At 65.9% G+C, this 21,479-nt stretch carries 18 protein-coding genes; 10 read left to right on the plus strand and 8 right to left on the minus strand.

Features of this window, described 5'->3' with window-relative positions:
* From CI15_RS16910 to CI15_RS16935, 6 genes are all read left to right on the plus strand, one after another.
* The coding region (locus CI15_RS16910; RefSeq protein ID WP_174543238.1) for a transketolase family protein at nt 1-967 on the plus strand (967 nt) is incomplete at its 5' end.
* A 62-nt stretch (nt 968-1,029) separates the two neighbouring features.
* On the plus strand, nt 1,030-1,794 hold the full coding sequence (locus CI15_RS16915; protein WP_062129476.1) for an SDR family NAD(P)-dependent oxidoreductase: 765 nt from the start codon (nt 1,030-1,032) through the stop codon (nt 1,792-1,794).
* A 150-nt stretch (nt 1,795-1,944) separates the two neighbouring features.
* Nucleotides 1,945-2,988, plus strand: coding sequence for a TRAP transporter substrate-binding protein (locus CI15_RS16920; protein ID WP_062129477.1), 1,044 nt, complete (start codon nt 1,945-1,947; stop codon nt 2,986-2,988).
* A gap of 5 nt (nt 2,989-2,993) precedes the next feature.
* Nucleotides 2,994-4,853: a TRAP transporter large permease gene (locus CI15_RS16925; protein WP_062129882.1), complete on the plus strand. Its 1,860-nt coding sequence runs from the start codon at nt 2,994-2,996 to the stop codon at nt 4,851-4,853.
* A gap of 101 nt (nt 4,854-4,954) precedes the next feature.
* Nucleotides 4,955-6,931 (plus strand): transketolase, encoded by a 1,977-nt coding sequence (gene tkt / locus CI15_RS16930; RefSeq protein ID WP_062129883.1) that lies wholly within the window; start codon nt 4,955-4,957, stop codon nt 6,929-6,931.
* A gap of 30 nt (nt 6,932-6,961) precedes the next feature.
* A complete protein-coding gene (locus CI15_RS16935) occupies nt 6,962-7,918 on the plus strand; it encodes a D-2-hydroxyacid dehydrogenase (RefSeq protein WP_062129478.1) in 957 nt (318 codons plus the stop codon).
* Nucleotides 7,919-7,945: 27 nt separating this feature from the next.
* On the opposite strand, the gene iolB is transcribed toward CI15_RS16935, so the two are convergent.
* The 7 genes from iolB to CI15_RS16970 form a co-directional block, all read right to left on the minus strand.
* Nucleotides 7,946-8,746, minus strand: coding sequence for a 5-deoxy-glucuronate isomerase (iolB, locus tag CI15_RS16940; protein ID WP_062129479.1), 801 nt, complete (start codon nt 8,744-8,746; stop codon nt 7,946-7,948).
* The gene (iolE, locus tag CI15_RS16945; protein WP_062129480.1) at nt 8,743-9,651 is read right to left on the minus strand and encodes a myo-inosose-2 dehydratase; all 909 of its coding nucleotides are present in this window, start codon (nt 9,649-9,651) and stop codon (nt 8,743-8,745) included. Before iolE ends, iolB begins: the two co-directional genes overlap by 4 nt.
* A 19-nt stretch (nt 9,652-9,670) precedes the next feature.
* On the minus strand, nt 9,671-11,641 hold the full coding sequence (gene iolD / locus CI15_RS16950) for a 3D-(3,5/4)-trihydroxycyclohexane-1,2-dione acylhydrolase (decyclizing) (protein ID WP_062129481.1): 1,971 nt from the start codon (nt 11,639-11,641) through the stop codon (nt 9,671-9,673).
* Nucleotides 11,638-13,659, minus strand: coding sequence for a bifunctional 5-dehydro-2-deoxygluconokinase/5-dehydro-2-deoxyphosphogluconate aldolase (locus tag CI15_RS16955; protein ID WP_062129482.1), 2,022 nt, complete (start codon nt 13,657-13,659; stop codon nt 11,638-11,640). Before CI15_RS16955 ends, iolD begins: the two co-directional genes overlap by 4 nt.
* 86 nt (nt 13,660-13,745) lie before the next feature.
* Complete coding sequence (locus CI15_RS16960; protein ID WP_062129483.1) at nt 13,746-14,552, minus strand: ATP-binding cassette domain-containing protein; 807 nt, start codon at nt 14,550-14,552, stop codon at nt 13,746-13,748.
* Nucleotides 14,553-14,565: 13 nt separating this feature from the next.
* Nucleotides 14,566-15,756, minus strand: coding sequence for an ABC transporter permease (locus CI15_RS16965; protein ID WP_062129484.1), 1,191 nt, complete (start codon nt 15,754-15,756; stop codon nt 14,566-14,568).
* A 92-nt stretch (nt 15,757-15,848) separates the two neighbouring features.
* Nucleotides 15,849-16,895, minus strand: a complete 1,047-nt coding sequence (locus CI15_RS16970) for a sugar ABC transporter substrate-binding protein (RefSeq protein ID WP_062129485.1) — start codon at nt 16,893-16,895, stop codon at nt 15,849-15,851.
* Between the two features lie 275 nt (nt 16,896-17,170).
* Here CI15_RS16970 and CI15_RS16975 point away from each other — a divergent pair, with 275 nt between their 5' ends.
* The 4 genes from CI15_RS16975 (at nt 17,171) to CI15_RS16990 (ending at nt 20,462) form a co-directional block, all read left to right on the plus strand.
* Entirely contained in the window at nt 17,171-18,055 is an 885-nt protein-coding gene (locus tag CI15_RS16975; RefSeq protein ID WP_062129486.1) for a MurR/RpiR family transcriptional regulator, read from the plus strand.
* The gene (iolG, locus tag CI15_RS16980) at nt 18,048-19,067 is read left to right on the plus strand and encodes an inositol 2-dehydrogenase (protein ID WP_062129487.1); all 1,020 of its coding nucleotides are present in this window, start codon (nt 18,048-18,050) and stop codon (nt 19,065-19,067) included. The genes CI15_RS16975 and iolG overlap by 8 nt, the downstream gene beginning before the upstream one ends.
* The gene (locus tag CI15_RS16985) at nt 19,064-20,122 is read left to right on the plus strand and encodes a Gfo/Idh/MocA family oxidoreductase (RefSeq protein WP_062129488.1); all 1,059 of its coding nucleotides are present in this window, start codon (nt 19,064-19,066) and stop codon (nt 20,120-20,122) included. Before iolG ends, CI15_RS16985 begins: the two co-directional genes overlap by 4 nt.
* A 112-nt stretch (nt 20,123-20,234) precedes the next feature.
* Nucleotides 20,235-20,462 carry a sulfurtransferase TusA family protein gene (locus CI15_RS16990; protein ID WP_026225937.1) on the plus strand — a complete coding sequence of 76 codons (228 nt, stop codon included), beginning with the start codon at nt 20,235-20,237 and terminating at the stop codon, nt 20,460-20,462.
* A gap of 102 nt (nt 20,463-20,564) precedes the next feature.
* Here the strand turns inward: CI15_RS16990 and galU are convergent, their stop codons facing one another.
* Nucleotides 20,565-21,446 (minus strand): UTP--glucose-1-phosphate uridylyltransferase GalU, encoded by an 882-nt coding sequence (gene galU / locus CI15_RS16995; protein ID WP_008921346.1) that lies wholly within the window; start codon nt 21,444-21,446, stop codon nt 20,565-20,567.
* Nucleotides 21,447-21,479: the final 33 nt, after the last annotated feature.

Consider the following 21,479-nt stretch of genomic DNA (forward strand, 5'->3'; position numbering starts at 1 on the left):
GACCTCGGCGATGATCGCGTCGATCGCGGGCGAAGGGCAGCTCACGCGCTCCGCGCCGTTCGGTCACGCGCTGGTCGAACTGGCGCGCGCGAAGTCGAGCGTGATCGGCATGACGGCCGACCTCGGCAAGTACACCGACCTGCATATCTTCGCGAAGGAGTTTCCGGAGCGCTACTACCAGATGGGCATGGCCGAGCAGTTGCTGATGGGCGCGGCCTCGGGCTTCGCGCACGAAGGCGCGCAGCCGTTCGTCACGACGTATGCGGTGTTCGGCACGCGGCGTGCCTATGACTTCGTGCATCAGACGATCGCCGAAGACAATCTCGACGTGAAGATCGTCTGTGCGTTGCCGGGCCTCACGACCGGCTACGGTCCGAGCCACCAGGCCGCGGAAGACCTGGCGCTGATGCGCGCGATGCCGAACATGACGGTGATCGATCCGTGCGATGCGCTCGATATCGAGCAGATGGTGCCGGCCATCTCAGCCCACAAGGGGCCGGTCTATGCGCGCCTGTTGCGCGGCAACGTGCCCGCCGTGCTCGACGAATACGACTACCGCTTCGAACTGGGCAAGGCGAAGCTGCTGCGCGACGGCAACGACGTGCTGCTGATCTCGTCGGGGATCATGACGATGCGCTCGCTCGAAGTCGCGAAAGCGCTGGTGGCAGACAAGGTCGACGTGGGCGTGCTGCACGTGCCGACCATCAAGCCGCTCGATACGGCCACGATCCTGCGCGAAGCGAAGCGTTCGGGCCGCATGGTGATCGTCGCGGAGAACCACACGGTGATCGGCGGGCTCGGCGAAGCGGTGGCGCGCACGCTGCTCACGGCCGGCGTCACCCCGCCGTTCCGCCAGATCGCGCTACCCGACGCGTTCCTCGACGCCGGCGCGCTGCCCACGCTGCACGATCGCTACGGCATCTCGACCGAAGCGATGAGCGACACCATCAAGGGCTGGCTCGGATAACCACGCCGGCCTTGAACCCGCACAACCGCAGTCCAATTCCTATCACGAAGGAGAGCAGCATCATGTCTGAATCGCGTCTTCTCGACGGCAAGGTCGCCGTTATTTCCGGTGCCGCCTCGCCGCGAGGCATCGGCATGGCCACGGCGCGGATGTTCGCGAAGCACGGTGCGAAGATCGCCATTCTCGATCTCGACCTGTCGGCGGCGCGCGATGCGGCCGCCTCGATCGGCCCGGAGCACCGCGGCTACGCCTGCAACGTCACCGACCGCGAGGCGTGCGAGAGCGCCGCCACCCAGGTCGTGGCCGACTTCGGCGCCATCGACGTGCTGATCAATAACGCCGGCATCACGCAAGCGGCGAAGTTCCTCGATATCGATGCCGCCGGCTGGGACCGCATTCTCGACGTGAACCTGCGCGGCGTGCTGTATCTGTCGCAGGCCGTCGTGCCGCACATGAAGAAGCAGAAGAGCGGCTCGATCGGCTGCATGTCGTCGGTATCGGCGCAGCGCGGCGGCGGCATTCTGGGCGGCCCGCATTATTCGGCCGCGAAGGCCGGCGTGCTGGGTCTCGCCAAAGCGATGGCGCGCGAACTCGGCCCCGACGGCATTCGCGTGAACTGCGTGACGCCCGGCCTGATCCAGACCGACATCAACGCGGGCAAGATCCCCGACGACAAACGCGGCGAGATTCTCGCGGGCATTCCGCTGAACCGCTTGGGCGTGCCCGACGATGTCGCCGGCGCGTTCCTGTTTCTCGCCGCGCCGATCTCGTCGTACATCACCGGCGCCGTCATCGACGTCAACGGCGGCATGCTGATTCACGGCTAAAGCCGGCTCAGCGATGCGCGGCGCGCGGCGGCCTCCGGCCCGCCGCGCGCGTCAAGGCAGTCGCCGGGTACAGGCAAACGCGCCATAGAGCGTGCTGTGCAAAACGACATACAACGCGAAATCCGCGTATCCATCTTGGAGGAGCACACCATGAGCCATCGTTCGACCATCGGCCGGGGCATCGACCGGCGCACCTTTCTGAAAGCGGGCGCCAGCGTCGCCGCCGCGGCGCCGCTGTGGGGTTTGCCGATCCGCCGCGCGTCGGCCGCCGACTTCTCGTACAAGCTCGCGACCGGCCAGGACCCGACCCATCCCGTCAACGTGCGCGCACAGCAGGCCTGCGACAAGATTCGCGCGGCCACCGGCGGCAAGCTCGACATCAAGGTCTTTCCGTCGAATCAGCTCGGCTCGGATACCGACCTGCTCTCGCAGGTGCGCAGCGGCGGTGTGGAGTTCTTCAACCAGGCCTCGTCGATTCTCGCGACGCTCGCGCCGGCCGCGGGCATCGTCAACACGGGCTTCGCGTTCCCCGACTACGACACGGTCTGGAAAGCGATGGACGGCGATCTCGGCGCCTACATCCGCGCGCAGATCGAGAAGACCGGCATCGTCAGCGTCTCGCGTGTGTGGGACAACGGCTTTCGCCAGATCAGCTCCTCCACGCGCGTGATCAAGCAGCCCGGCGACCTGAAGGGCTTCAAGATCCGCGTGCCGCAGGCGCCGATGCTCACCTCGCTGTTCCAGGCGTTCGATGCGGGGCCGTCGCCGATCAACTTCAACGAGTTGTATTCGGCGCTGCAAACGGGGGTCGTGGAAGGTCAGGAGAATCCGCTGCCCATCATCGCGACGACCAAGCTCTACGAAGTGCAGAAGTCGATCAGCCTCACCTCGCACGTGTGGGACGGCTACTGGATTCTCGGCAATCGCCGCGCATGGGAGAAGCTGCCCGCCGACATGCGTGCGATCGTGACGCGTGAATTCGAAGCGGCGGGCATGCTGCAGCGCGCCGACATCGCGAAGCTCAATGGCTCGTTGCGCAACGACCTGAAAGCGAAGGGCGTCAACGTCGTCGAGGTGGACCGTCAGGCGTTTCGCGAGGCGTTGCGCAAGACCAGCTTCTACAGCGACTGGAAGGGCAAGTATGGCGAGCCGGGCTGGAGCCTGCTCGAAAAGTACGCCGGAAAGCTGGTGTGAACATCATGCACACCACCACTCTGACTCCTCCGTCACCGCGCCGCCTCGTTGTCGCGATCGACAACGCGCTCGCGCGCTGCGTCGAAATTCCCGCCGCGCTGCTGGTCGTCGCCGAAATCCTCGTGCTGCTGGCGGGTGTCACGAGCCGCTACCTGCTGCATCGGCCGCTCGTCTGGAGCGATGAGCTGGCCTCGATGCTGTTCGTCTGGCTCGCGATGCTCGGCGCCGTGATCGCGTTGCGGCGCGGCGAGCACATGCGCATGACCGCGCTGGTGGGCAAGGCCTCGCCGCAGACGCAAGCATTCCTCGAGCTCGTGGCGATCGCCGCGCCGCTCGCGTTCCTGTTGCTGATCGTCGGGCCCGCTATCGACTTCGCGCAGGATCAGGGCATCATCACGACGCCGGCGCTCGGCATCTCGGACACCTGGCGTGCCGCGGCGCTGCCGGTCGGCAGCGCGCTGATGCTCGCGGTCGCCTGCCTGCGTCTGATGCGCACCGCGAACTGGACGATGCTGATCGCGGCGCTCGCGTTGGTGGCCGCAATCGCGGGAGGTTTCGCGGCGCTCAGTCCGCTGCTGCAGAATCTCGGCAACGCGAACCTGCTGATTTTCTTCGTCGGGCTCGTCGCGCTGTGCGTGCTCTGTGGCGTGCCGATCGCCTTTTCGTTCGGGCTCGCGACGTTCGGCTATCTCGCGCTCACGACGAGCACGCCGCTCAGCGTGGTGGTCGGCCGCATGGACGAGGGCATGTCGCATCTGATCCTGTTGTCGGTGCCGCTGTTCGTGTTCCTCGGCCAGCTGATCGAGATGACCGGCATGGCGAACGCGATGATCTCGTTTCTCGCGAGTCTGCTCGGCCATGTGCGCGGCGGCCTGTCGTATGTACTGGTGGGCGCGATGTATCTGGTGTCCGGCATCTCCGGCTCGAAGGCCGCCGACATGGCCGCGATCGCGCCGGTGCTGTTCCCCGAGATGAAGGCGCGCGGCGCGAAACCCGGCGACCTCGTCGCGCTGCTCGCCGCCACCGGCGCGCAGACCGAGACGATTCCGCCGAGCCTCGTGCTGATCACGCTCGGCTCGGTGACGGGCGTGTCGATCTCCGCGCTGTTCACGGGCGGCATGCTGCCCGCCATCGTGCTGGCGATCACGTTGTGCTCCGTCGTCTGGTGGCGCTATCGCGGCGACGACCTGTCGGGCGTGCGTCGCGCGACGCGCCGCCAAATCGTCCGCAAGCTGGTGGTCGCGGTGCCGGCGCTCGCGCTGCCGTTCGTGATTCGCGCGGCGGTCGTCAAAGGCGTCGCGACGGCGACCGAGGTGTCGACGATCGGCATCGTCTATTCAGTGTTCGCGGGCCTCGTGATCTACCGGCGTTTCGAATGGGCCCGGCTCAAGCCGATGCTGATCGACACGGCTTCGCTGTCCGGCGCGATCCTGCTCATCATCGGTGCCGCGACGGGCATGGCATGGGCGCTCACGCAGTCGGGCTTCTCGAGCCAGCTCGCGCAGACGATGGCGGGCTTGCCCGGCGGCGCCGTGACGTTCTTCGCCGCGTCGATCGTGGTGTTCCTCGTGCTCGGCAGCGTGCTCGAAGGCATTCCCGCGATCGTCCTGTTCGGCCCGCTGATGTTTCCGATCGCGCGGCAACTCGGGATCAACGAGGTGCACTATGCGATGGTCGTGATCCTGGCGATGGGCGTGGGGCTGTTCGCGCCGCCGTTCGGCGTCGGTTATTACTCGGCATGCGCCGTGAGCCGCATCCATCCCGATGAAGGCATGAAGCCGATCGTCGGCTATCTCGCCGCGCTCGTGGTCGGCTTGATCATCGTGGCCGCCGTGCCCTGGATTTCCACCGGTTTCCTGCATTGACGTCAGCGCCGCGGCGTTTCACAGCCGCGGCGCATTCCCGATTCACTCAAACCATCGCCGCCTGCAGGCCGTCGCGGCAAGGAGAAGTCATGTCTGAACTCATGCCGTTGCACGAAACACGGCCGCTCGCCAACGCGATCCGCTTTCTTGCGATCGATGCCATCGTGCGCGCCGGCGAGGGTCATCAAGGTGTGCCGCTCGGCATGGCGGAAATCGCAACCGCGCTGTTCACGCAACATCTGAAGTTCAATCCCGCCGATCCGCAATGGCCCGACCGCGACCGCTTCGTGCTCTCAAATGGGCACGGTTCGATGCTGCTCTATGCGCTGTTGCACCTGACGGGTTATCCGCACTTCGGCATCGAGGAACTGCGGTCGTTCCGTCAGATGGGCTCGCGTTGCGAAGGCCACCCCGAATTCGATACCGCGGCGGGCATCGAAGTGACGACCGGGCCGCTCGGCCAGGGCATCGCGAACGCGTTGGGCATGGCCGTCGCGGAGGCGTATCTGAACGCGAAATTCGGCGACGGCATCGTCAACCACCACACCTACGCGTTCGTCGGCGACGGCTGTCTGCAGGAAGGGGTCGGCCAGGAGATGATCGCGCTGGCGGGTCACCTGCAACTCGGCAAGCTGATTCTCTGCTGGGACGACAACCGCATCACCGACGACGGCAGCACCACGCTCTCGATCAGCGAAGACGTGAGCGCGCGCTTTCGGGTCGCCGGATGGCACGTGATCGAAGCCGATGGACACGATCTCGATGCGCTCGCGGCCGCGCTCGCCGAAGCGAACCGCGACCCGCGCCCATCGATGATCGCGTGCCGCACCGTGATCGCGCGCGGCATTGCGCGTCTGCAAGGGCAGCGCGGCGGACACAGCGGCAAGCTGTTCGAAGCCGATGCCGACGCGGCGCGCAACGAACTCGGATGGCCGCATGCGCCGTTCGAGATTCCGCCTGACGTGCTCGACGCCTGGCGCGGTGCGGGACACCGCAGCGATGCGGAATATCTGGCGTGGCGTGAGCGGCTCGCGGCCTTGCCCGCCGATGCGCGCGCGGAATTCGAGCGGATTCAGGCGGGCCGCTTGCCCGACGGCTGGCAACGCGTACTCGAAGACTACAAGCGGCAAAGCATCGAACGCGGCGAGGCCCAGGCGGGCATCATGATCTCCGCCGAAATCAACGACCGGCTCGCGCAACTGCCCGAGCGCATGGTCGCCTGCGCGGACCTCGAAGCGCCGACGAGCCACAAGCGCAGCCTGCATGCGTTCACCGCGCAGGAGCGCAGCGGCGCCTACGTGCACTGCGGCGTGCGCGAGCACCTGATGGGCTCGATGGCGAACGGCATGGCCGCCCATGGCGGCGTGATACCGCTGGCCGTCACCTACCTCGCGTTTGCGGACTACGAACGCCCGGCCATGCGCATGGCCGCGCTGATGGGGCTGCCCGTGAAGTTCGTGTTCAGCCACGATTCGATCGGCGTCGGCAGGAATGGGCCGACGCATCAACCGGTCGAGATTCTCGCGTCGTTGCGCGCGATGCCGAACATGCGGGTGTTCCGTCCCGCCGATGCCGTCGAGGCCGCCGAATGCTGGGCGCTCGCCTACGAGCACCAGAGCGGCCCGAGCACGATGGTGTTCGCGCGCCAGAACCTGCCGCTCGTGCGCACGAGTCACGGCGCGGAGAATCGGTGCGCGCGCGGCGGCTATGTGCTCGCGGCGGCCGAGGGCGGCCAGCGCCTCGTGACGCTGCTGGCCACCGGCTCGGAGGTCGCGCTCGCGCTGGAGGCGCGCGAACGCCTGCAGCGCAAAGGCATCCCGACGGCCGTCGTGTCACTGCCGTGCTGGGAGCTGTTCGACGCACAGGACCGCGCGTATCGTGACGAGGTGCTCGGCTTGAACACGGTGCGCGTCGGCGTCGAGGCGGCCGTGCGTTTCGGCTGGGACCGCTACCTCGGCGAGCGCGGCGGCTTCGTCGGCATGGCCGGGTTCGGTGCTTCGGGGCCCGCCGAGGTGCTGTACGAACACTTTGGCATCACGCCCGGGCACATCGTCGCTGAAGCGCAGCGCCATCTTTAAGCCTTTTCAACACGCTCAACAGGAATCAGCATGGAGAAGATCGTATTTCTCGACCGCGCGACGCTCGCGCCGCAGATCCGTCTGTCGCGCCCGGCGTTCGAACATGAATTCGTCGAGTTCGAGCAGACCGCGCCCGACCAGGTCGTGGCGCGCCTCGCCGGTGCCACCATCGCGATCACCAACAAGGTGCCGCTGACGGCCGAGGTACTCGCGCAATTACCGTCATTGAAGCTGATTGCGGTGGCCGCGACGGGCACCGATTGCGTCGACAAGGCCGCCTGCGAAAGGCAGGGCGTTCGCGTGTCGAATATCCGGGGCTATGCGGTGAACACGGTGCCCGAACATACCTTCGCGTTGATGCTCGCGTTACGGCGCAACCTGATCGCTTATCGCGACGACGTGCTCAATGGCGAGTGGCAGAAGTCCGGCCAGTTCTGCTTTTTCAACCACGCGATCCACGATCTCGGCGGCATGACGCTGGGGATCATCGGCGAAGGGGTGCTGGGGCAGCGCGTGGCCGAAATCGCGAAAGTCTTCGGCATGCGGCCGCTATTCGCCGCGCACAAGGGCCGCGAAGGACTCGGGCCGCTCTACACGCCGTGGGACGAGGTGCTGGCGACGAGCGACATCATCACGATCCATAGCCCGTTGACCGCGCAGACACGCGGCATGCTCGCCATGCCTGAATTTCGCGCGATGCAGCGCAAGCCGCTCATCATCAATACGGCGAGAGGAGGGCTCGTCGATGAGGAAGCGCTGGTGCGCGCGCTCGACGAAGGGCTGATCAGCGGGATAGGCTTCGACGTGCTTTCGGGCGAGCCGCCCGCCGCCGACAATCCGTTGATGCGGATCGCCGCGCGGCCGAACGTGATCGTCACACCGCACGTGGCGTGGGCGTCCGACGAGGCGCAGCAAAGCCTCGCGGATCAGTTGATGAACAATATCGAACGCTTCGTTCGCGACGACTCCGCCAACCTGGTGGTGTGAACGGACGGCAGCCGCGCGGACGAATAGTCAAGCATCCTTATTGATGATCCACTCATGCGCCGGATCGTTATGGAAATGCCAGACGCGCTGGCTGCCCGCCATCACGTTCAGATAATACGAGTCGTAGCCGTACGGCACGATGACCGGATGATAGCCGCGCGGCACCATCACGACGTCGTGATCCTCGACCGCCATCGATTCGTCGATATCGCGTGAGTCGGTGTACACGCGCTGGAACGCGAACCCTTGCGGCGGATCGAGGCGGTGGTAGTAGGTTTCTTCGAGCGAGCTTTCGTGCGGCACGTTGTCGGTGTCGTGCTTGTGCGGCGGATAGCTCGACGCGTGACCGCCCGGTGTTCTCACCTCGACCACCAGCAGCGATTCCGCCGGCTCGGTCTGCGGAAGAATATCGCAGACGTAGCGCGTATTCAGCGACTTGCCGCGCGTCGAGCGTTTCATCGACGCCGGCTCGATCAGTCGCGCCGGATACTCGCCTTTGGCCGGCGCGCTCGCGACACCGATCTCCGCGTCGCGGCACGCGCGCACCGTCGCGCGTACGTTCGGCGGCAGATACACCGCATACGGCGCCGCGTCTTCGAACACGCTGTCGCGCGAACCGAGCGAACTCCACGTCGTGTCCGGCGTTTCGATATCGACCGCGCCGCTCAGCACGACGATGCACACTTCGCGCGCCGGCTCGAACACGTAGACGACTTCGCTCGTGCCGAGCCGGTAAGCGGCGAATCCCACATACCGCCAGCAGGCCGACTGCGGCGTGACGCGCGCGATCGTCTGGCCTTCGCGCTCGGCCTTCACCAATAAGCTCATGCTGCCTCCTTGCCGAGGGGCGCATCGACGAGCGCCCGCAACGTTCTATAGCCTTTCTGCGCATACTCGAACGACGGTGCGACCACCGGGTCCTGTTCCGCTTCGACGACCAGCCAGCCGCAATAACCATGCCGCTTCAAGCGATCGATCAGCGCCGGGAAATTCACCGCGCCGTCGCCGGGCACCGTGAAGGCCCCCGCGATCACCGCGTCGAGAAAACTCCAGTTGCGATTGCGCGCGAGCTTCGTCACGGCGGGGCGCACATCCTTGCAATGCACGTGACACACGCGCGCAATGTGCTTGTCCAGCACCGCCACGGGGTCGCCGCCCGCGAACGTGATATGGCCGGCGTCGAACAGCAGGCCGACGGCGTCGCTGGTGCGTGCCATCAACTGATCGACGTCGGCCGGGGTTTCGACGTACGCGCCCATATGATGATGATAGGCGAGCCGAACGCCGCGGCTCAGCGTATAACGCGCGAATTCGTCGACGCGCGCCGCGTAATCCGCCCATTGCGCGTCACTGAAAAAACGCGGCCGTTGATACAGCGGGCGCGCTGCGCCCTGGATCGAATCGGCGACTTCGCCATACACCATGACGGTCGCGCCGTTTTGCGCGAGCAGTTCCAGATGCGGGCCGACCGCGTCGATTTCGTCCGCGACGCTGCGTTTGGCCAGTTGTCCCGAGTACCAGCCGGACACGAGCGCGAGGTCGTATTGCGCGAGCAGCGTCTTCAACGCCTGCGGCTCGCGCGGAAACTTGTTGCCGATCTCGAAGCCCTGATAGCCGATCTGGCGACCCTCGGTCAGTGCGACCTCGAGCGGCGTCTCGCCACCGAGCGATGGCAGGTCGTCGTTCATCCACGAGAGCGGGTTGATGCCGATCCGTACGTCGAAAGCAGTCATGCCTCAGTCCTCATGGTTTTCATTCGTGATCGTTGCCCTGTGACGCTGCGGACGGTGCCGCGCGCGCGGCGAGCTGCGCTTCGTGCTTCGCGCGGGCCTCGCGCACTTCGGCGCGTGCCGATACTTCGGGCACCGCGACTTCCCACCACCAGCCGCCGTCTTCGGTCGTGCGAGCCGGATCGGTGTCGATGCTGATCACGTACGTACGCGTGGCCGCGCGCGCGCGTTGCAGCGCCGCTTCGAGCTCGGCGAGATTGCCCACGTGCTCGGCCTCGGCGCCGAGCGCACGCGCATGCGCGGCGAAGTCGATGCGGGGCACGCCGGTCGGTGCGTGCACGCAATCGTCGAGCAGATTGTTGAACGGCGCGCCGCCACAGGTCTGTTGCAGTCGATTGATGCAGCCGAAGCCGCGATTGTCGAGCACGACGACGATCAGCTTCGCGCCGAGCATCACGGAGCTTGCGATCTCGCTGTTCATCATCAGGTAGCTGCCGTCGCCGAGGATCACGATCACCTCACGCTCGGGCCGCGCGAGCTTCACGCCGAGACCGCCCGCGATCTCGTAGCCCATGCACGAGTAGCCGTATTCGACGTGATACGCGCCGGGCCGGCCCGCGCGCCACAGCTTGTGCAGGTCGGCGGGTAGCGTGCCGGCCGCGCAGACGACGATGTCGTCGGTCGGGGAATGCGCGCTCGAGCGCTGCACCGCGCCGATCACGTCGCCCTCGTAGGGCAGCACCGCCTCGCGTTGCGGCGCGTGCGTGAGCGTTTGCACGGTGTCGCGCCAACTGGCCGCGAGTTTGTGCGCGCGCGCGGTCCAGCTGCGCTCCGCGTGCCAGCCTTGCAGCGGCTCGGCGAGCGCGGCGAGCGCGAGCTTCACATCCGCTTCGACGACGAAGCCGCGATGCTTGAGCGCGTCGAACCCGTTCGCGTTGATCGCGATCACGTCGGCTTGCGTGAACAGCGTATTCGAGCCGGTCGTGAAGTCCTGCAGGCGGGTGCCGAGCGCGAGCACGCAGTCGGCATCATGGGCGAGCGCGTTGGCGGCCGGCGAGCCGGTCACGCCGAGCGCGCCCGTGTTCAGCGGATCGTTCCAGGCGAGCGAGCTTTTGCCGGCTTGGGTCTCCGCAACGGGCACGCCATGCGCGCTCGCGAAACGGTGCAGCGCATCGGCCGCGCGGCTGTAGAGCACGCCGCCGCCCGCGACGATCAGCGGACGCTTCGCGGCGCGCAAGCGCGCGCATGCGGCGTCGATATCGTCGCTACGCGGGGCGGGCGCGTGAGGGCGCACCACGCGCGGCGCAAAAAAGTCGGCCGGAAAGTCCCACGCCTGCGCCTGCACATCCTGCGGCAACGCGAGTGTGACGGGGCCGCACAACGCGGCATCGGTCAGCACGCGGATCGCGCGCGGCAACGCGCTCAGCAGTTGCGCCGGATGCACGATGCGGTCGAAGTAGCGCGATAGCGGCTTGAACGCGTCGTTCGCGGACACGCCGCCGTCGTTGAAATCCTCGAGCTGCTGCAACACCGGGTCGGGCGCGCGCGACACGAAGATATCGCCGGGCAACAGCAGCACCGGCAGACGGTTCACGTGCGCGAGCGCGGCCGCGGTCAGCAGATTCGTGGCGCCTGGGCCGATCGAGGTCGTCACGGCCATCATGCGGCGGCGGAAGTGCGCTTTCGCGTAGGCGATCGCGCTGTGCGCCATGGCCTGCTCGTTGTGCGCGCGCAGGGTGGGCAGGGTGTCGCGATGCTGATACAGCGCCTCGCCGATGCCCGCGACGTTGCCGTGGCCGAAGATCGCGAAGACGCCGCCGAACAGCGGTTCGACGCCATTGCCGTCTTCGCAGGCGACGCGTTGCGCGGCCAGATAGCGCACGAGTGCCTGCGCCATCGTCAGGCGAGTCGTGCCGCCGCTGCGCGCCGGCGCGTGCGTTTGCGTCGTGCCACGGGTGGCGGGAGTGTCGTCATGCATGATGCGCTCGTTCATGCGGCCTGCTCCTGATGAGCGTGATGAGACTTCTCGTGGGTCGTCGGTTCGCCGCGCGCGCTGCGCCACGCGGCGATCAGCGTTTCGAAGGTCTGGCGCACGCGCCTGATCAATTCGTCGTCGCCGATTTCACCGGCGAGCCACGCGTGGCCCGGTTCGTGAAAGATCGTGCGGCCGACCGTGAAGCCGCGGCAGGTCGCCGCTTGCGCGGCCGCGCGAAAGCCTTCCTTCAACTGCTCGACCGCCGCCGACAAACCCAGCAGCACGACGCCGCGGCAATACGGATCGCGCTCGGCGATCAGCGCGTCGACGGCCTGCCATTGCGTGGCGTCCATCGGTTCAAGCTTCCACCACTCGGGGTAGACGCCGAGGTTGTAGATGCGCTTCAATGCGCGATACACGATGTCCGGACCCTGCGGCAGCGACGCCTGCTTCGGCGGAATCACTTCGAGCAGCAGTTCGTGGCCGCTCGCCTGGGTCGCGTCGTACAGCGCGCGCAGTTGCGCTTCCTGTTCGAGCCGCAGCTCGATCGGATCGTCGGGATGAAACTGCACGAGGCATTTGACGACGTGTTCCTGCGGCCACGCGATCAAGGTGGTGCCGATCGAGCGGCCGTGATCGAACACGAGCGGCACCGAGCCGGGCAGTTCGACCGGGCGGCCGATCCACCAGCCGCGGCCGGTCGCCGCGTTCAGCGCGTCCTGACCATAGCGGTCGTCGATCAGTACGCCGATGCTGCCGTGCAGGTTCAATGCGCTTTCGGTCTGCGCGACGGCTTCGACGAACAGGTTCTTCAGCCGCGCGATGCGCGCTTCGTCGGCGCCGGTCTGCTGGGCGAGCTCGAAGAACGGGTTGCGGTGATCGAATGCGAAGCCGAGCACTTCGTGCCACGCTTTGCGCGCCGGCGATACGCGATGCAGTCGGGCGAGCTTCGCGTCGCGATCCGGGCGGCGCATGCGTTGCGGATCGGCCTGTGCTTCGCGCAGGAAGTAGTCGAGCTCGGCCGGCGTCGGCATCGCCGGGGCGCAGCCGTGCCGCGACACGACCAGCGCGCCGCTCGCGTTCGCGGCGCGCGCGCAGGCCTCGAGCGGCTGATCGCGCAGCCAGCCGGACAGAAAGCCGGAAGCGAACGCATCGCCCGCGCCGAGCACGTTCAGCACTTCGACTTCTACGCCGCCGTGAAGCGGCGCCGCGTCGAGCGAGTGAGGCACTTCGCCGTCGATGATCTGACAGCCGAGCGGCCCGCGCTTCAGCACGAGCGTGGCCGACGTCACGGCGCGCACCATCGCGAGCGCGTCGGCGAGGTCGGTCTTGCCGCCGGCGATGCGAAATTCTTCCTCGGTGCCGATCACGAGATCGAACAGCGGCAGAATGCCTTGCAAATGGGCGCTGACGCCCTCGCTCGCGACGAAGCGCGTCTCGCCGTCGGCCTTGCCCGTGAGTCCCCACAGCACCGGCCGATAGTCGATGTCGAGCACGGTGCGCACGTCGTTGCGGCGCGCGTAGTCGAGCGCGCGGCGGCTCGTGCGATTGACCTGCGCGGTCGAGAAGTGCGTGCCGGTGATCAGCAGCGCTTTCGACGACGCGATGAACGCCTCGTCGAAATCGGCCTCGTCGACCGCCATGTCCGCGCAGTTCTCGCGGTAGAAGATCAGCGGGAACGTGTCGCGGTCCTTCAGGCCGAGCAGCACGAGCGCGGTCAGCCGTTCGTGATCGATGCGCACGTGGCTCACGTCGCAGCCTTCCTTTGCGAGCGTTTCGGTCAGGAAGCGCCCCATGTGATCGTTGCCCACGCGCGCGAGCATGGCCGCGTCGAGCCCGAGCCGCGCGCAGCCGAACGCGATGTTCGCCGACGAGCCGCCGAGATACTTCGCGAAGCTCGCCACGTCTTCGAGCCGGGCGCCGACCTGCTGCGCGTACAGATCGACGGCCAGCCGCCCGAGACACACGATGTCGCGGCCACGGCCCGGCGCGAACCGGCTGCCTGTGGAATCGCCTGTAGTGCTGGAGTGAGCCATGAATTGTCCTGAGTAACGGTGCGAGGTGGGGGCGCGGCGGCCGGTCTCGCGCGACGCGACGAGACCGGAGCTGCCATGCGAATCGGTCAGATCGTCGCGCCTTCGAGCTCGCCGATCATCTTCTGCATCTCGGCGCCGCCGGCCATCATGTCGAGCACTTCGTCCTTGCTGATCGTCTGTTTCGTGAACGTGCCGAGCGAGCGGCCGCGGTTGAGCAGCGTGAACGAATCGCCGATCGGATACGCGTGGTGCACGTTGTGCGTGATGAAGATCACCGAGATGCCCTTGGCGCGCGCCTTATGGATCAGCTTCAGTACGTTGAAGCTCTGCTTGACGCCAAGCGCGGCGGTCGGTTCGTCGAGAATCAGCACGCGCGCGCCGAAGTGGATCGCGCGCGCGATGGCCAGACACTGCCGCTCGCCGCCCGACATCGTGCCGATCGGCTGATGCGGGTCGCGCACGTTGATGCCCATTTCCGCGAGCTTGTCGCGCGCGGTGCTCGCGCAGGTTTCGAGGTCCATCACGTTGAGCAAGCCGAACAGCTTTTTCTGCGGCTCGCGGCCCATGAAGAAGTTGCGCGCGACGGACAGCAAGGGCACGAGCGCGAGATCCTGATAGACGGTCGCGATGCCGAGATCGAGCGCGTCTTTCGGCGACGTGAAGTGCACCGGCTTGCCGTCCACCCGGTAGGTGCCCTTGCTCGGTTGATAGACGCCCGCGAGCGTCTTGATCAGCGTCGATTTGCCCGCGCCGTTGTCGCCGAGCAGGCAGTGCACTTCGCCGCGTTTGAGGCGCAGCGTGATGTCGTTCAGCGCGATGATGTTGCCGAAATAGCGGCTGACGTTTTCGAGCGACAGGATGATGTCGTCCGCGTTCGGTTCGGGGGTGCTCATCGTGAACCTCCGTCTAGCGCGACGCCGCGACGCGGCCGCGCACGTAGTGGTTGAACAGCACGGCGAACAGCAGCATCACGCCGAGGAACACGCGGAACCAGTCGGAATCGACGTTGGTGTAGGTGATGCCGATCTGCACGACGCCGAAGATCAGCGCGCCGAAGCAGGCCCCGATCACCGAGCCATAGCCGCCTGTGAGCAGCGTGCCGCCGATCACCGCGGCGATGATCGCCTCGAACTCCGCCTGCAAACCGCGGTCGGCCGCGGCCGAACCGATGTCGCACACCTGCAGCACCGCATACAGGGCCGAGCAGAACGCGGTCAGCACGAACAGTGAAATCTTCACGCGACGCACCGGCACGCCGACGTTCTTGGCCGCGTTGGCATCGCCGCCGACCGCGAAAATCCAGTTGCCGAAGCGCGTTTTCGCGAGTGTGAACGCACAGACCACGGCCAGTACGAGCCACCACAGCAGCACTTTGGGAATGCCCGGCACGAGCGGCATGCCGTTGTCGAGCATCTTCACGAGGCCGAGGTGGCCGAGCCAGACGAACAGGCCTCTGAATGCGACGCCCTGGAAGAACGTGTGCGCGAACCAGTCTTGACGGGCGACGTCGCCGACGCCGGAGATGATGGTGCGATCGGCGAACATCACCGAGAGCGCGAGCGTGAGGCCGCGCAGAATGAACAGGAACGCCAGCGTGACGATGAACGACGGCAGGCGCGTGCGCATCACCAGATAGCCGTTGAGCGCGCCGAGCAGCATCGAGCCCGCGAACGCGAACAGAATCGCGAGCCAGATCGGCCAGTGGAAGTACATGGTCGGCAGCGCGACCATCATGCCGGCAAAACCGATCATCGAGCCGATCGACAGGTCGAATTCGCCGGCGATCATCAGCAGGCATGCGCCCACCGAAATCAAACCCAGATACGCGGCGACCTGCGACCAGTTCATCACGCCGTCGAGATTGAACATCCCCGAGTTGCCGGCCGCCATGCCGAACACGATGAACACCATCACGGTGCCCGCGAGCGCCGCGAATTCCGGACGGCCGAGCAGATGGCGGAACCAGGATTCCTTGCGCACGCGTTCGTCGTCGGCCGCGGTCTGCGAAGCGGCTGTCGAAGCGGCGTTCGCCGGATCCTGCGGATCGGGCGGCGGTTGCTTGCGGTGATGGGGATGAAACAGATCGGCGACACCCATTGAAGCTCTCCTTGATACGCTCGCGAGCGGCGAGGCGAAGCAGTGCCGCCGCCGGCGCGGCGACACTGTTCAGGCGATGCGTTGCTATGCGTTCAACGATACTGACCCGCGTACTTCAGCACCTTGTCGACGTTGGCCTTCGTGATGAAGCCCGGACCCGAGCCGATATTGCGCGGCCCATAGGAGGGGGCGAGCCCGTAGGTGGCGAGACGCTCCTTGAACTTCGGATTCGCCTGCAGGATCTCGCGGATCTTGGCGGGATCGGTGGTGTGGTTCTTCTTCACGATCGCGAGCACGGCGACCGGGATATAGCCTTGCAAGTACGGTTGCTGGTCGATCGCGAACTGGATCGTGCCATCCTGTATGCCCTTGGCGATGTCGCTGTCGAAGTCGAACGTCGCGAACCAGATCTTGCCGGCGAGGCCCATCTGCTGCAGCGCCTTCAGCGTCGGATCGGCCGACAGCGGACCGAGCGTGAGCACCGCCTGGGTATCCGGATGGTTGCGCAGGAATGCGCTGACCTTCGATTGCACGCCGGTCGGGTCCTGGCCCGCGTCGAGCGTCGAGGTCTTGAAGTCGACGCCGATCGCCTCGGCAAAGCCGCGGCAGCGTTCGAACGAAGCCGGGTTCGTCGCGTAGTGATTCACGCACAGGAACGACTTGATGCCGGCCGCCTTGGCCTTTTCGCCCGCGGCCTTGCCGGCCGCGAACTCGGGCTGGCCCACGTGCATGATCGCGCCGAGCTTCTCGCTTTGCTCCTCGGTGCCCGAATTGATCGTGACGAGCGGAATGTGTTTCTCGGTGACCTTGCCGATCGAACTCTTCAGCACGTCGAAGTCGGCGATCGACACGATCACGCCGTCGTAGTTGCGCGCGGCCGCCTGTTCGACCAGACGGGCCATATCGGCGATGTCGCCGTTGGGCGGATTGCGGTAGTCGGTCTGGACGTTGAAGTCCTGGTCGGCCTGCTTGATCGCGTTCTTGATCGTGTTCCACCACGAATCCGAATCCGGCGCATGGCTGATCAGCACGAAGTGCGCGTCCGCCGCGCGGGCGGCCGAGGCCGCGCCGAATCCCGCCGCCAACGTCAACGCCGTCACCAGAATCCTGAGCGTTGCCTTGCCTCTGCAAAGTCTCATTGTCTCCACCTTTCTCGGTCTGTCGTTCGTTATTGAGGGAGCGCCTGGCGGCGGCTTGCCATTCCGATGACCCACACAACGAGGCCGAAGCGCCATCGCTCACGACCAAGAGTAGGTCATCTTCCGACGTCTTGCAAAGAAAATTTCATGACAAATAAAAATGGAAAATACGTTCCATTTGGCACGGCGGCTGCCTATAATCCGCAACGTCGGATGCGCAATGCCGCGAGTCGCGAGCGCGTCTGCCGCATTGCAGGAACTCCCGAGAGGCAGTCATGGCGGAACAGATCACCGAAGATGCGTTGCCGAGCGTCGACGAATTGATGCAGCGCATCGCGGATACCTACGAGTCGCTGCCGCGGCAGTTGAAAAGCGTCGCGACGTACATCGAACAGCATCGCTCGAGCGTGATGATGGATCGCACCAGCGATATCGCCGCGAGCTGCGGTGTGCATCCGTCGGCGGTCGTGCGCTTCGCGCAGCGCTTCGGCTTTTCCGGCTTCTCCGATCTGCAGGCGGTGTTTCGTCAGGCGTATACGGGGCAGGGCGTGTCGTCGTCGAGCTATCAGCAGCGTATCCGCAAGCTGATCGACGAGAAGCCCGGCACGCTGTCGGGCGGCGCGGTCGCGCGTGAGTTCATCGCCGCGTCGCGCGGTGGCCTCGAAGAACTCGAAGCCGGTCTCGACGACAAGCAGTTCGACGCCGCCGTCAAGATGCTGCAGCAGGCCGACAACATCTACGTGATCGGCGTGCGGCGCTCGTTTCCGGTCGCGAGCTACATCGTCTATGCGTTGCAGCACACGCACAAGCGGGTGCACCTCGTGTCCGGTTTCGGTGGCATGTATCGCGAGCAGATCCGCAGCGTGAGGAAGGGCGACGTGGTGATCGCGATCAGCTTCGCGCCGTACGGCAAGGAGACGCAGTACTGTCTGCGCGTCGCGCATCATCTCCAGGCGAAGACGCTCGTCATTACGGACAGCCAACTATCGCCGCTCGCGCGCTACGCGAGCACGCAGCTCTACGTGAAAGAGGGCAGCGCATTCGCGTTCCGCTCGCTGACCAGCACGATCTGTCTGTGCCAGGCGCTCTTCATCGCGCTCGCGTACAAGCTCGAACTGAACGTTGAAGAATCCAACGACACTGGAGGCTACGATGACTGACGCGGTAAACACGATCGACGTCGCCGTATTCGGTGCGGGACGCATCGGCAAGATCCATGCGGCGAATCTGGCCCGGCAGCCGGGCGTGCGGCTCAAATACGTGGTCGACGTGAATCGCGAGGCGGCGGCCGCGCTCGCCGCGCAACATGGCGCGCAGGTCGCCGATATCGACGGCGCGATCGGCGACGCGTCGATCGGCGCGACCGTGATCTGTTCGAGCACCGACACGCATGCGGACCTGATCGTCAAATCGGCCGCGCAGGGCAAGCACGTGTTCTGCGAGAAGCCGGTCGATCTGACGCTCGAACGCGCGCGGCTGTGCGCCGAAGCCGTCGAGCGCGCGGGTGTCGTCTGCATGATCGGCTTTCAGCGGCGCTTCGATCCGACGTTTGCGGCGTTGAAGGCGCGCATCGACGCGGGCGAGATCGGCACGCCGGAAATGCTGGTGGTCACCAGTCGCGATCCGGGCGCGCCGCCGGTCGAGTACATCCGGCACTCGGGCGGTATTTTCAAAGACATGCTGATTCACGACTTCGACATCTTCCGCTGGATTCTCGATGACGAAGCCGACACGCTGCACGCGACCGGCAGTTGCCTCACCGACCCCGCGATCGCCGAGGCGGGCGACATCGATTCGACCGCGGTGACGATCCGCACGAAGCGCGGGCGCCTGTGCCAGATCAACACCGCGCGGCGCACTGCCTACGGCTACGACCAGCGCTTCGAAGTGCTCGGCAGCACCGGCATGCTGCAGGCGGGCAACGTGCGGCCGACCGAAGTCACCGCGTATTCGAAAACGGAAGTGTCGACCGACGTGCCCGAGGCATTCTTTCTCGAACGCTATCGCGCGGCGTACGCGCTCGAAATCGCGCATTTCTTCGACGCGGTCACGCACGGCAAGCCGGTGCGCACGACCGTCGCCGATGGCCTGAAAGCGCTCGAACTGGCGGACGCCGCGACGCGTTCGTGGCGCGAGGGCCGGGCGATCAAACTCAGCGAGGCCGCATCATGAAGCCCGTCGCCAGGCGTTTGGGCCTCGGCGTGGTCGGCCTGGGACGGCTCGGCAAACGTCATGCGGAGAATCTCGCGTATCGCGTGCCGGGCGCGACGCTCGCGGCCGCGTGCAGTCCGATGGAAGATGAGCTTGCATGGGCGCGTGAGACGCTGCCCGAGCCTCCGCATGGGCCACATCTCTACGCCGATTACGCGGACCTGCTCGCCGATCCGCAAGTCGATGCGGTGTGGCTCGTCACGCCGTCGTCGCTGCACGCGCAGCAGATCGTCGACGCGTTGCGCGCCGGCAAGCATGTGTTCTGCGAGAAGCCGCTATCGCTCGAGGTCGCCGAATGCGAGCGCGTGCTGGCCGAAGCGGCGCGCTATCCGCATCTGCAGGCGACGATCGGCTTCATGCGGCGCTTCGATCCGAGCTACAAGGACGCATTCGATAAAATCGCCGCCGGCCAGATCGGCCGGCCGTTCCTCGTGCGCTCGCAAACCACCGATCAGAACGACAACGACGGCTTCTTCGTGCGCTTCGCGGCGACCTCGGGCGGCATCTTTCTCGACTGCACGGTGCACGACATCGACGTCGCCCGGTGGCTCCTCGGCAAGCCGCGCGCGACGCGCGTGTTCGCGGCGGGCACGGTCGCGCTGCACGAGGGCCTGCGCGAATTCGGCGACATCGACAACGGCGTCGCGATCTGCGAGTTCGAGGGCGGCAAGCTCGCCATGTTCTACGCGTCGCGCACCCAGGCGCACGGCAACGATAGTCACAGCGAAGTGATCGGCACGGCGGGCGGGCTCACGATCGGGCGCAATCCGCGCGCGAATCGCGTCGAGATCTACGACGCCAGCGGCATTCGCAACGAGTGCACGCCGAACTTTTTCGACCGCTTCGAGGACGCGTTTCTGCACGAGGCGCGCGCGTTCGTCGCGTCGGTGCAAATCGGGGCGGGCGAGGGCGATGGGGCGCAAAGCGGTGCGACGCTTGCCGATGCGCTCGAAGCGACCCGCATCGGTGTCGCGTTGCGCGAGTCGCTGCAAAGCGGCCAGGCGGTGACGCTGTAGCGGCGCTCGCGGTCGCGCGCTGCCCGGCGGCGCCGCGCTGCCTGCTGTAGAATTTGACCCTCTGTCCGGCGTCGCTAGCGACGCCTCGTCCCGAAGGTCATCGTCGATGCAAATTCAGATTCACAAGGAAGTCGATGCGCGCGGGCTCATGTGCCCGCTGCCCATCCTGCGCGCCAAAAAGGCGCTCGCCGACATGGAAAGCGGCCAGATTCTCAAGGTGCTCGCCACCGACCCCGGCTCGCAGCGCGATTTCGCCGCGTTCGCGAAGCAGACCGGCAACGAGATCGTCGAAAGCTCGGCGCATGACAAGGTGTTTACGTTCCTGATGCGGCGCCGTTGAGCGGCGATCGGTAAAACTGTCCGTCGTATGTAAAAAAGAAGGCGCTGTCCCCATTATTCGGGGGACAGCGCCTTCTTCGTTTCAGCGTGTGCGTTGGCGTGATTAGCCTTCGAGAACCGGCGAGCGGGTACGCAGATATTCTTCGAAATCGGCGGCCACTTCCGGGTGACGCAGCGCGAACTCGACCGTCGCCTTCAGGTAACCGAGCTTGCTGCCGCAGTCGAAACGCGTGCCGTGATACTTGTACGCGAGCACCTGTTCGTCGGCGAGCAGCGACTGGATCGCGTCCGTCAGCTGCAATTCACCGCCCGCGCCCGGCTTGATGGAGCGCAGGTGATCGAAGATGCGCGGCTTCAGCACATAGCGGCCGACCACGCCGAGGTTCGACGGCGCCACGCTCGGCTCCGGCTTCTCGACGATGCCCGACATCTTGATGATCGAATCTTCCCATTCCTTGCCATCGACGATGCCGTACGACTTCGTGTCCTGCGGCGGGATCTCTTCGACGCCGATCACCGAGCTGTGATAGTGATCGAACACCTCGATCATCTGCGTCATGACGGGCGGCGTGCCGTACAGCAGGTCGTCCGCGAGAATCACGGCGAACGGGTTGTCGCCGACCAGCTTTTCCGCGCACAGCACCGCGTGACCGAGGCCCAGCGCCTCCGCCTGGCGCACGTAGAAGCAATCCACATGGCTCGGCTTGATGCTGCGCACGAGTTCGAGCAGCTTGTCCTTGCCGCGCGCCTCGAGTTCGGCCTCGATCTCATAGGACTTGTCGAAATGGTCTTCGATCGCGCGCTTGCTGCGGCCCGTGACGAAGATCATTTCGGTGATGCCGGCCGCCATGGCCTCTTCGACCGCGTACTGAATCAGTGGCTTGTCGACGATCGGCAGCATCTCCTTCGGGCTAGCCTTCGTGGCGGGGAGGAAGCGGGTGCCGAGACCTGCTACCGGAAAAACCGCCTTCGTAACTTTTAGCATGTGAATACCCTGAGTCCTCTGGTTTAAGTCCGT

The organism is Paraburkholderia monticola (assembly GCF_001580545.1).
Taxonomy (GTDB): Bacteria; Pseudomonadota; Gammaproteobacteria; order Burkholderiales; family Burkholderiaceae; genus Paraburkholderia; species Paraburkholderia monticola.

What these genes read in the sequence shown, in the direction of transcription:
- CI15_RS16915 (WP_062129476.1), top strand. Translation starts at nt 1,030, where the DNA reads ATGTCTGAATCGCGTCTTCTCGACGGCAAGGTCGCCGTTATTTCCGGT.
- CI15_RS16920 (WP_062129477.1), top strand. Translation starts at nt 1,945, where the DNA reads ATGAGCCATCGTTCGACCATCGGCCGGGGCATCGACCGGCGCACCTTT.
- CI15_RS16925 (WP_062129882.1), top strand. Translation starts at nt 2,994, where the DNA reads ATGCACACCACCACTCTGACTCCTCCGTCACCGCGCCGCCTCGTTGTC.
- tkt (WP_062129883.1), top strand. Translation starts at nt 4,955, where the DNA reads ATGCCGTTGCACGAAACACGGCCGCTCGCCAACGCGATCCGCTTTCTT.
- CI15_RS16935 (WP_062129478.1), top strand. Translation starts at nt 6,962, where the DNA reads ATGGAGAAGATCGTATTTCTCGACCGCGCGACGCTCGCGCCGCAGATC.
- iolB (WP_062129479.1), bottom strand. Translation starts at nt 8,746, where the DNA reads ATGAGCTTATTGGTGAAGGCCGAGCGCGAAGGCCAGACGATCGCGCGC.
- iolE (WP_062129480.1), bottom strand. Translation starts at nt 9,651, where the DNA reads ATGACTGCTTTCGACGTACGGATCGGCATCAACCCGCTCTCGTGGATG.
- iolD (WP_062129481.1), bottom strand. Translation starts at nt 11,641, where the DNA reads ATGAACGAGCGCATCATGCATGACGACACTCCCGCCACCCGTGGCACG.
- CI15_RS16955 (WP_062129482.1), bottom strand. Translation starts at nt 13,659, where the DNA reads ATGGCTCACTCCAGCACTACAGGCGATTCCACAGGCAGCCGGTTCGCG.
- CI15_RS16960 (WP_062129483.1), bottom strand. Translation starts at nt 14,552, where the DNA reads ATGAGCACCCCCGAACCGAACGCGGACGACATCATCCTGTCGCTCGAA.
- CI15_RS16965 (WP_062129484.1), bottom strand. Translation starts at nt 15,756, where the DNA reads ATGGGTGTCGCCGATCTGTTTCATCCCCATCACCGCAAGCAACCGCCG.
- CI15_RS16970 (WP_062129485.1), bottom strand. Translation starts at nt 16,895, where the DNA reads ATGAGACTTTGCAGAGGCAAGGCAACGCTCAGGATTCTGGTGACGGCG.
- CI15_RS16975 (WP_062129486.1), top strand. Translation starts at nt 17,171, where the DNA reads ATGGCGGAACAGATCACCGAAGATGCGTTGCCGAGCGTCGACGAATTG.
- iolG (WP_062129487.1), top strand. Translation starts at nt 18,048, where the DNA reads ATGACTGACGCGGTAAACACGATCGACGTCGCCGTATTCGGTGCGGGA.
- CI15_RS16985 (WP_062129488.1), top strand. Translation starts at nt 19,064, where the DNA reads ATGAAGCCCGTCGCCAGGCGTTTGGGCCTCGGCGTGGTCGGCCTGGGA.
- galU (WP_008921346.1), bottom strand. Translation starts at nt 21,446, where the DNA reads ATGCTAAAAGTTACGAAGGCGGTTTTTCCGGTAGCAGGTCTCGGCACC.